The organism is Alloyangia pacifica (assembly GCF_020524285.1).
GTDB classification, from domain to species: Bacteria; Pseudomonadota; Alphaproteobacteria; order Rhodobacterales; family Rhodobacteraceae; genus Salipiger; species Salipiger pacificus_B.
Genome location: NZ_JAIVKX010000017.1, coordinates 188,006 through 195,078 on the forward strand (window position 1 = coordinate 188,006; position 7,073 = coordinate 195,078).

Below are 7,073 nucleotides of genomic sequence, written 5' to 3' on the forward strand. Positions count from 1 at the left end.
GAGTCGACCCACCCAGGTTTTTTGGACAGGGCCGTTTGGCTACTTGAGCCCAAACGCGACCTTCGCCCCGAGATGTCTATGCGGCGAAGCGGACCTTCACCCCAAGAGCATGGGGCGGCAGTGGTGCGGGACTCTGCGAACATTCGCTGCATTGCGGCAACTCTTCCCCTGGAATGGAGAGTGTCGCTTTCGCTTTACGCGTGGGCACTCGGAGGTCGCAAAAGAACCACCCACCAATCAGAGCATCAAAACTGATGCCAACTTGGAATTTAACTTGACACAGCAGCTTCGGTATCGCTCCGGCATCCCGCTTGCCGCCCCGGCGAGCCCCTCAAGATATCGGAGTATTCCATGCCTATCGGAGTCTGGGCCCTGACGGCCGCGGCGCTCGCCATCGGAATGGCGGAGTTCGTGATCGTGGGCATCCTGCCCCAAATCGCGCGCGACACCGAAGTGAGCCTCGCCACTGCCGGTCTCACCGTCAGCATCTACGCGCTGGCGGTGGCTGTCGCCGCCCCACTTCTCACCGCCGTCACCCGGCGGTTCGACCGCAAGAAGCTCGTGCTCGGGCTGATGGTGCTGTTTGTCATCGCCAACACGCTCGCGGCGCTGGCGCCGACCTTCGGCACGCTCCTGATCGGCCGCATCCTGTCGGGCGTGGTGCAGGGCGTCTTCTACTCGGTGGCCACGGTGGTCGCCGCGCAGCTGGTGCCGAAGGAGAAGGCTGGGCAGGCCATCGCCACCATGTTCACCGGCATCACCCTGTCGCTGATCTCCGGCGTGCCGGTCGGCACGTTCATCGCGAATTATTTCGGCTGGCGTGCGACCTTCGTCGCTGTGACCGGCATCGGCGTGCTGTCCTTCCTCGCGCTGGCCTGGTTGCTGCCGCGCAACATCGAGCGGCCCGCGCCCTCGTCCTTCCTCGAGCAGATGTCGGTGGTGCTGAAGCCGCGGCTGGCGCTCCTGTTCGCGATCACCCTCGTTGGCTATGGCGGCTCCTTCGTGGCCTTCACCTATCTCTCGCCGATCCTCGAGCAGTTCACCGGCATGTCCCCCAACGGCATCGGCACGCTGTTGTTCTTCTACGGCGTCGCCGTGGCGATCGGGAACCTGATCTGTGCTCGTATTGCCGACCGGGTCGGCGCCATGCCGGTGCTGCTTGGCATCTATGGCGTGATGGCGCTGGCGCTGCTGCTGCTGATCCCCTTCGCCGGCAACCTGATGACGGTCGTGCCGCTGGTGATCATCTGGGGCATCGTCGCCTTCGGCTCGGTGTCGATCCTGCAGCTCTACGCGGTGAACCAGGCCAGCCTCATCGCCCCGCGTCTGGTGAACGCGACGTCGAGCATGAACATCTCGGCCTTCAACCTCGGCATCGCGCTTGGTGCGGGCGGCGGCGGCTGGGTTGTCGATCACCTCGGGCTTGGGATGACCGGGCCGGTGGCTGGGATTGTGGTGCTGGCAGGCCTCGTGCTGGCGCTGGTCAGCGCGCGCGTCGATCGCCGCTATTGTGCCGCGCTGCGCGCCGGGAACGGTGGCACCTGCCCGGACGAGGTTGCGGCCTGATCGGCAACATTCCCAATGCAGAGAAGCGGCGGCCCTATGCGGCCGCCGTTTCCGTGTTCAGCGCCAACTGCCGCAGCGTTTCCAGCAGCGGCGACGGATCCTCGCGCCGCCAAGCCAGCGCCACGCTGAGTGTCGGTGCAGGCTCTTCAAGATCGACGATGCGCATGTCGTCGCTGGTGGCGCAGTCGATGCGGTTCGTGACGAAGCTCACCCCCATGCCCGCCTCGACGAGGCACAGGCAGGTCTGCCCCTCGGTGCAATCTTTCACTTTCGGCCGGAAGCCCGAGACCGCACAGGCGCGGATGATCTCGTCATGCACGCCGGGGTTTTCCGACCGCGGCGGGATGATGAAGGTCTCGCCCGCGAAGGCCGAGAGCGGCATCGGCCCGAGGCCGAGCGATTTCAGATGCGGATGGCTCGTCGGCACCGCAAGGCGCATCTGCTCGGAGTGAATCTCCCGCACCTCCAGCGCATCATCCGCCGCCGGAGCGAGCAGGAAGGCAGCGTCGATCTCGGCGGCCAGCAGCGCCTTCACCTGCGCATCGGTGGGCAGCTCGTGGATCGACACGTCGATCCCCGGATGCGCCTCGCGGAAGCCGCGGATCACCGCCGGAAATACCGTCTGCATGGCCAGCGGCGTCACCCCGATGGCAAAGCGCTTGCTCTCTTCGGCGATGGCGTGGCGGACGGCGCGCTGCACTTGATCGAGATGCGCCAGCAGCCCCTCGGCCTCGCGCCGCAGCACCACGCCAGCGGCGGTCAGCGCGACGCGGCGGGTGGTGCGGTCAAAGAGCTTCACCCCCAGCTTGTGCTCGAGCTGGGCGATGGTCTTGGTCACCACCGGCTGGCTCATGTTCAGCTGCTCGGCGGCCCGGTTGAAGTTCAGCGTCTCGGCGACCCGCACGAAGCAGCGCAATTCCTTGATTTCCATGGCGCCCTCATTGATGCGATCTGAGAATATATGGCGATAGCGTATTAGAACTTAATCATTCGCCTTTGGGGCATATATGACCGCCGTAGCAACAAACGGCAAGGTCATGCACAGAAGACTCATCATCCTCGGCTCCGGCCCGGCAGGCTATACGGCGGCGATCTACGCGGCCCGCGCCGGGCTGTCGCCGCTGCTGTTGACCGGGCTCGAGCCCGGCGGACAGCTCACCATCACCACCGACGTGGAGAACTACCCCGGCTTCGCCGACCCCATTCAGGGCCCCTGGCTGGTCGAGCAGATGCGCGAGCAGGCGCTGCGCATGGGCACCGAGATCGTCACCGACATGGTGACCGAGGCTCGGCTGACCGGCAAGCGCACGCTCAAGGGCGACAGCGGCACGACGTATAGCTACGACGCGCTGATCATCGCCACCGGGGCACGGGCGAAATGGCTCGGCCTGCCGTCGGAGGCACATTTTCAGGGCGGCGGCGTCTCGGCCTGCGCCACCTGTGACGGGTTCTTCTACCGCGGCCGCACCGTGGTCGTCGTGGGCGGCGGCAACACCGCCGTGGAAGAGGCGCTGTTCCTCGCGGGCATCGCCGGGCGGGTGATCCTCGTGCATCGCCGGGACAGCCTGCGCGCCGAGAAAGTGCTGCAGGATCGGCTCTTCGCCCATCCGAAGATCGAGGTCATATGGAACGCCGAGGTTGCCGAGATCATCGGCACCGAGACCCCGCGCGTGGTCACCGGCGTGATCCTGAAAGACCGGATCGCGGGCACGGTTGAAAAGCTCGACGCAGAGGGCGTCTTCGTGGCCATCGGCCACAGCCCGGCGACCGAACTTTTTTCCAACCAGCTGCCGCTCAAGCCCGGTGGCTACCTGCGGACCAAACCCGGCAGTACCGCGACGGCGCTGCCCGGGGTCTTTGCCGCCGGTGACGTGACCGACGACCAGTTCCGTCAGGCGGTGACCGCCGCCGGACAGGGCTGCATGGCGGCGCTTGAGGCCGACCGCTACCTCGCGGGGCTGCCTCTCGACCTCCCGGCCGAGCCCGCCTCGGACTGACTCAATCCCAACCCAAAGTTCAAGCCAATGGAGAGAGACATGGCAGATGTAACGACGCTCGATACGAGCAATTTCGAAGGCTTCATGCAGGCACCCGGCACCGTGAAGGTGGTGCGCTTCTGGGCCACGTGGTGCCGCCCCTGCATCGCGCTCGAGCCGACCTACAACGAGGTCGCGGGCGAGATGAAGGACAGCGCCAACTTTGGTGAGGTCGACATCGACCTCGCCCCCGAGATCGCCGGAGCCTTCGGCATCCGCTCGGTGCCGACCGTGCTGGTGTTCAAGGACGGCAAGCCGGTCGACATGGTCGTCGGCCTGAACCCCAAGGACAAATACACCACCGCCGTGAAGAGCGCGGCGTAAGAGGAGTAGAGCAAATGGCTGATATCAAAATGACCTCCACCTGGACCGGTGGCTTCAAGGGTGAAGGCAAGATCACCGGCGAGGGCTGGGACGTGGGCATCGGCATCCCGACCGAGCTCGGCGGCAGCGGCGCGGGGGCCGACCCCAAGTCGCTCTTCACCGCCTCCACGCTGGCCTGCTTCACCGCCACCCTGCGCGCGATCACCGAGGGGAAGAAGGTTCCGGTCGAGACGATCTCGGTCGACACGGACGCCCAGGCCGGTGACGACGATTTCGCGATCCGTCACGTGGCGCGCGTCACTCTGGCCGCAGGCTCGAGTGAGGCGGACACTACGGCCGCCGAGGCGGCCATCGAACGCGCCGACGCGATCTGTGCCGTCGGCAACATCGCCCGCAAGGCTGGCGTGACCATCGCGGTCGAAGCCGACGTGCGCGTCGCCGCCTGAGGCCGCGCCGCTCTGCCCGGTCCCGGCCTCACGCCGGGACCGGTGCCCACGCGAGGCGCTGTCGCCCCGCGGCTTTCCCGGATCAGCCAGACAATACCCAGGAGGCTTTCATGCCCAAGATCGACATCTACACCTCGCCCTTCTGCGGCTACTGCTCGCGCGCCAAAATGGTGCTCGACAAGAAGGGTGCAGACTACACGGACATCAACATCATGGTGGTTCCCAAGGGACGCCGCGAAATGCTGTCACGCTCGGGCGGCGCACACACCGTGCCGCAGATCTTCATTGGCGACATCCACGTCGGCGGCTGCAGCGAGCTTCTGGCGCTCGAGCGTGCCGGAAAGCTGGACGCGCTGCTGGCGGGCTGATCCGGGCCTGCCCGGTGGTCGGCGACTGATCCAAAATCGCAATCAATCGGAGCGCCGGAAAGAATTTATCTTTTGCCACTCCGACAGATACGCCTGTGCCGCTGCGGCACCGTTCCTGTTTCCCTGTGGAGGGTCCCCCATGACGTTTGACCTCATCACCTTCGTCCTTGTGGTCGGCATCGGCTCGACCATCGCGCTTGACCTCTGGGGCCTCATAACCGCGAAGATCGGCTGGATGCCCGGCACGCATTGGCCCTCGGTGGGGCGCTGGCTGCTGGGCATTCCCGCGGGCCGGCTGGTGCTCGACGGCGGTGATGACCGTGCGCACCGCGTGGGCGAGGCATTGACCGGCTGGGTCTTCCACTATGCCATCGGCATCGCCTATGCGGTCATGTTCCCGCTGTTCTGGGGCGTTGATTTCATTTCCGCTCCGACCGTGTTCCCCTTCGTCCTGATCGGGGTGATCATCAGCACGCTGGCTGGTCTGATCATCCTCATGCCCGGGATGGGCGGCGGCATCTTCGCGCGCAAGCTGCCCAACGCCGGGGCGATGATCACCTACGTGCTTGTGGCGCATGTGGTCTTTGCCATCGCGCAATACCTGCTGGCGCTGTTGGTCGCCTGAGAAGCGTCACGCAATTCACGGACGATTTTCACGCCACTCAGGGCAGAGCGGCGGAGCGAGTGCTGGGCGTCCTACCGTGCGCTGCGACGAACGTCGCGAAAGATCACGAAAACGGTCGTTCAAGGATTCACCAGACCCTGGAGCCTAATCCCACCATTCGCTGCGCCTCGCTGCAGCACTACCGATGCGGACCTCCGGTCGTTCATCGGACAACCAATGCACGTGCAGCACAAGCACGAGGCGCTCTGGTGGGCGTGATTTGAATGGTAGTGACCTTCGAGATGCCGATAGTGCGGGATTGGCTCGCTCAACTTGGAACCCCCTCCAGCATGCGCCTGACCGCGGCTGCTGCGCTCGGATTTTGATCCTGCGCCCACAGCAAAGTGACATCGACATCGTAGTGCCTGTTCCTGAGCGTTCGAAAGACCGCGCCGGCTTCCGAACGCGCCATGACCTCAGGAATAATGGCAACCCCCAGGCCTGCCGCGACAAGGCCCACCGTCATCGAAGGGTTGCTGACGGTCCGGTAAGATGCCGGCCAATACCCCAAGGCACCCGCTGTCAGAGACAGGCCCGAAATATCATCCGGTCCGGCGAACCCAATGAACGTCTCGTCCCGCAAGTCCTCTGGCGAGACGTCTTCGCCGGGAGCGAGGGGGTGATTTTCGGGCAGGACCACGATCGCAGGTTGGACGATCATCTCATGCATCGACAATCCATCAGGTACGGTCAGTGAGGCAACCGTGGCCAGGGCCGCATCGAGATCGCCCCGCAGCACTGCGGCGGGCGCACGTGCCGGATGGACCTCGACCGGTTCAATCAAGAGCTTTGGACTGGTCCTGTTAAACGACTGCATCACCATTCTGAGGACACCCGATTCAACCGCGCCCGACGATATGCCAAGCCGCAGTTTGCCAACCATCCCCTGATGGGCTGCACGCGCGATGTATTGGGCCTGCTCGGCATGGTGCAGGCAGCGGCGGACCTCCTGCCGGAACAGATCTCCGGCGTGGGTGAGCGCGACCTTGCGTTTTGACCTGGCAAACAGCGCGACACCCAGCTCCTCTTCGAGCTTCTTGATCTGCATCGACAGGGCAGGCTGAACGATGTTGAGGCGTTCGGCTGCCAGCCCGAAATGGAGGGTGTCGGCAAGAACCGTGAAATATCGCAGCTGGCGAAGCTCCATAAATCAGAACCTGTGATTATTCAGTCAGAAATTCCTATTACACCTGATTTGTCTGGCGCGATACCCACGGCTTGAAACGATCAAGTGCTTAGGAATCGGCATGAAACTGACACGCAGGAACTTCTTTCGAAACGCAGCGATCGGCGGTGCCGCCGCGGCTATCACCGGCGACATCGCCCTTGCGGACGCTCCGCTGGGGCAGATCCCCTTCGCGACGGCCACCGGTCAACTGCCGGGCAAGCCCGAGCTCTATGCGCTGCGTGACGGAGAGGGGGAGCACCACCTGATCGGCGGTCAGGTCGCAACGCTGATCGCGCGGCCCCAGGACACCGGTGGCGATTGCCAGGCCGCAGTGCTGACGGGGTCGATGGAGGCGGGCCTGCCGCTGCATCGCCATGACGATACCGAGGAAGCGCTGTATGTCATGGCCGGTCGGCTGGAGCTGCATCTCGATGGCAAGGTCCACATGCTGACTGCCGGGGACTACGCCTATGTTCCTGCCGGGACCGTCCACGGCTATCG

Annotated in this window: 9 protein-coding genes; 7 read left to right on the plus strand and 2 right to left on the minus strand. The window is 64.7% G+C overall.

Features of this window, described 5'->3' with window-relative positions; translation table 11 throughout:
- The first annotated feature begins 351 nt into the window (after positions 1 to 351).
- A complete protein-coding gene (locus LC039_RS21530) occupies positions 352 to 1,566 on the plus strand; it encodes an MFS transporter (RefSeq protein ID WP_226628168.1) in 1,215 nt (404 codons plus the stop codon).
- Positions 1,567 to 1,600: 34 nt separating this feature from the next.
- Here LC039_RS21530 and LC039_RS21535 read toward each other — a convergent pair whose 3' ends face one another.
- The gene (locus LC039_RS21535) at positions 1,601 to 2,497 is read right to left on the minus strand and encodes a LysR family transcriptional regulator (RefSeq protein WP_226628169.1); all 897 of its coding nucleotides are present in this window, start codon (positions 2,495 to 2,497) and stop codon (positions 1,601 to 1,603) included.
- A 106-nt stretch (positions 2,498 to 2,603) separates the two neighbouring features.
- On the opposite strand from LC039_RS21535, the gene trxB reads away from it, so the two are divergent.
- From trxB to LC039_RS21560, 5 genes are all read left to right on the plus strand, one after another.
- Positions 2,604 to 3,563 carry a thioredoxin-disulfide reductase gene (trxB, locus tag LC039_RS21540; RefSeq protein WP_226628170.1) on the plus strand — a complete coding sequence of 320 codons (960 nt, stop codon included), beginning with the start codon at positions 2,604 to 2,606 and terminating at the stop codon, positions 3,561 to 3,563.
- A gap of 39 nt (positions 3,564 to 3,602) precedes the next feature.
- Complete coding sequence (locus LC039_RS21545) at positions 3,603 to 3,926, plus strand: thioredoxin family protein (RefSeq protein ID WP_164184889.1); 324 nt, start codon at positions 3,603 to 3,605, stop codon at positions 3,924 to 3,926.
- A gap of 14 nt (positions 3,927 to 3,940) precedes the next feature.
- On the plus strand, positions 3,941 to 4,372 hold the full coding sequence (locus LC039_RS21550; protein WP_226628171.1) for an OsmC family protein: 432 nt from the start codon (positions 3,941 to 3,943) through the stop codon (positions 4,370 to 4,372).
- A gap of 110 nt (positions 4,373 to 4,482) precedes the next feature.
- A complete protein-coding gene (gene grxC, locus LC039_RS21555) occupies positions 4,483 to 4,740 on the plus strand; it encodes a glutaredoxin 3 (protein WP_226628172.1) in 258 nt (85 codons plus the stop codon).
- Positions 4,741 to 4,879: 139 nt separating this feature from the next.
- A complete protein-coding gene (locus LC039_RS21560; RefSeq protein ID WP_226628173.1) occupies positions 4,880 to 5,365 on the plus strand; it encodes a DUF2938 family protein in 486 nt (161 codons plus the stop codon).
- Positions 5,366 to 5,672: 307 nt separating this feature from the next.
- On the opposite strand, the gene LC039_RS21565 is transcribed toward LC039_RS21560, so the two are convergent.
- Positions 5,673 to 6,551, minus strand: a complete 879-nt coding sequence (locus tag LC039_RS21565; RefSeq protein WP_226628175.1) for a LysR substrate-binding domain-containing protein — start codon at positions 6,549 to 6,551, stop codon at positions 5,673 to 5,675.
- 100 nt (positions 6,552 to 6,651) lie between these two features.
- Between LC039_RS21565 and LC039_RS21570 the strand changes: the two genes are divergently transcribed.
- Positions 6,652 to 7,073 (plus strand): quercetin 2,3-dioxygenase (locus tag LC039_RS21570; RefSeq protein ID WP_226628177.1); only part of this gene is annotated, 422 nt, incomplete at its 3' end.

Coding starts and splice junctions, on each gene's coding strand:
- LC039_RS21530 (WP_226628168.1), top strand. CDS start 352: ATGCCTATCGGAGTCTGGGCCCTGACGGCCGCGGCGCTCGCCATCGGA.
- LC039_RS21535 (WP_226628169.1), bottom strand. CDS start 2,497: ATGGAAATCAAGGAATTGCGCTGCTTCGTGCGGGTCGCCGAGACGCTG.
- trxB (WP_226628170.1), top strand. CDS start 2,604: ATGCACAGAAGACTCATCATCCTCGGCTCCGGCCCGGCAGGCTATACG.
- LC039_RS21545 (WP_164184889.1), top strand. CDS start 3,603: ATGGCAGATGTAACGACGCTCGATACGAGCAATTTCGAAGGCTTCATG.
- LC039_RS21550 (WP_226628171.1), top strand. CDS start 3,941: ATGGCTGATATCAAAATGACCTCCACCTGGACCGGTGGCTTCAAGGGT.
- grxC (WP_226628172.1), top strand. CDS start 4,483: ATGCCCAAGATCGACATCTACACCTCGCCCTTCTGCGGCTACTGCTCG.
- LC039_RS21560 (WP_226628173.1), top strand. CDS start 4,880: ATGACGTTTGACCTCATCACCTTCGTCCTTGTGGTCGGCATCGGCTCG.
- LC039_RS21565 (WP_226628175.1), bottom strand. CDS start 6,551: ATGGAGCTTCGCCAGCTGCGATATTTCACGGTTCTTGCCGACACCCTC.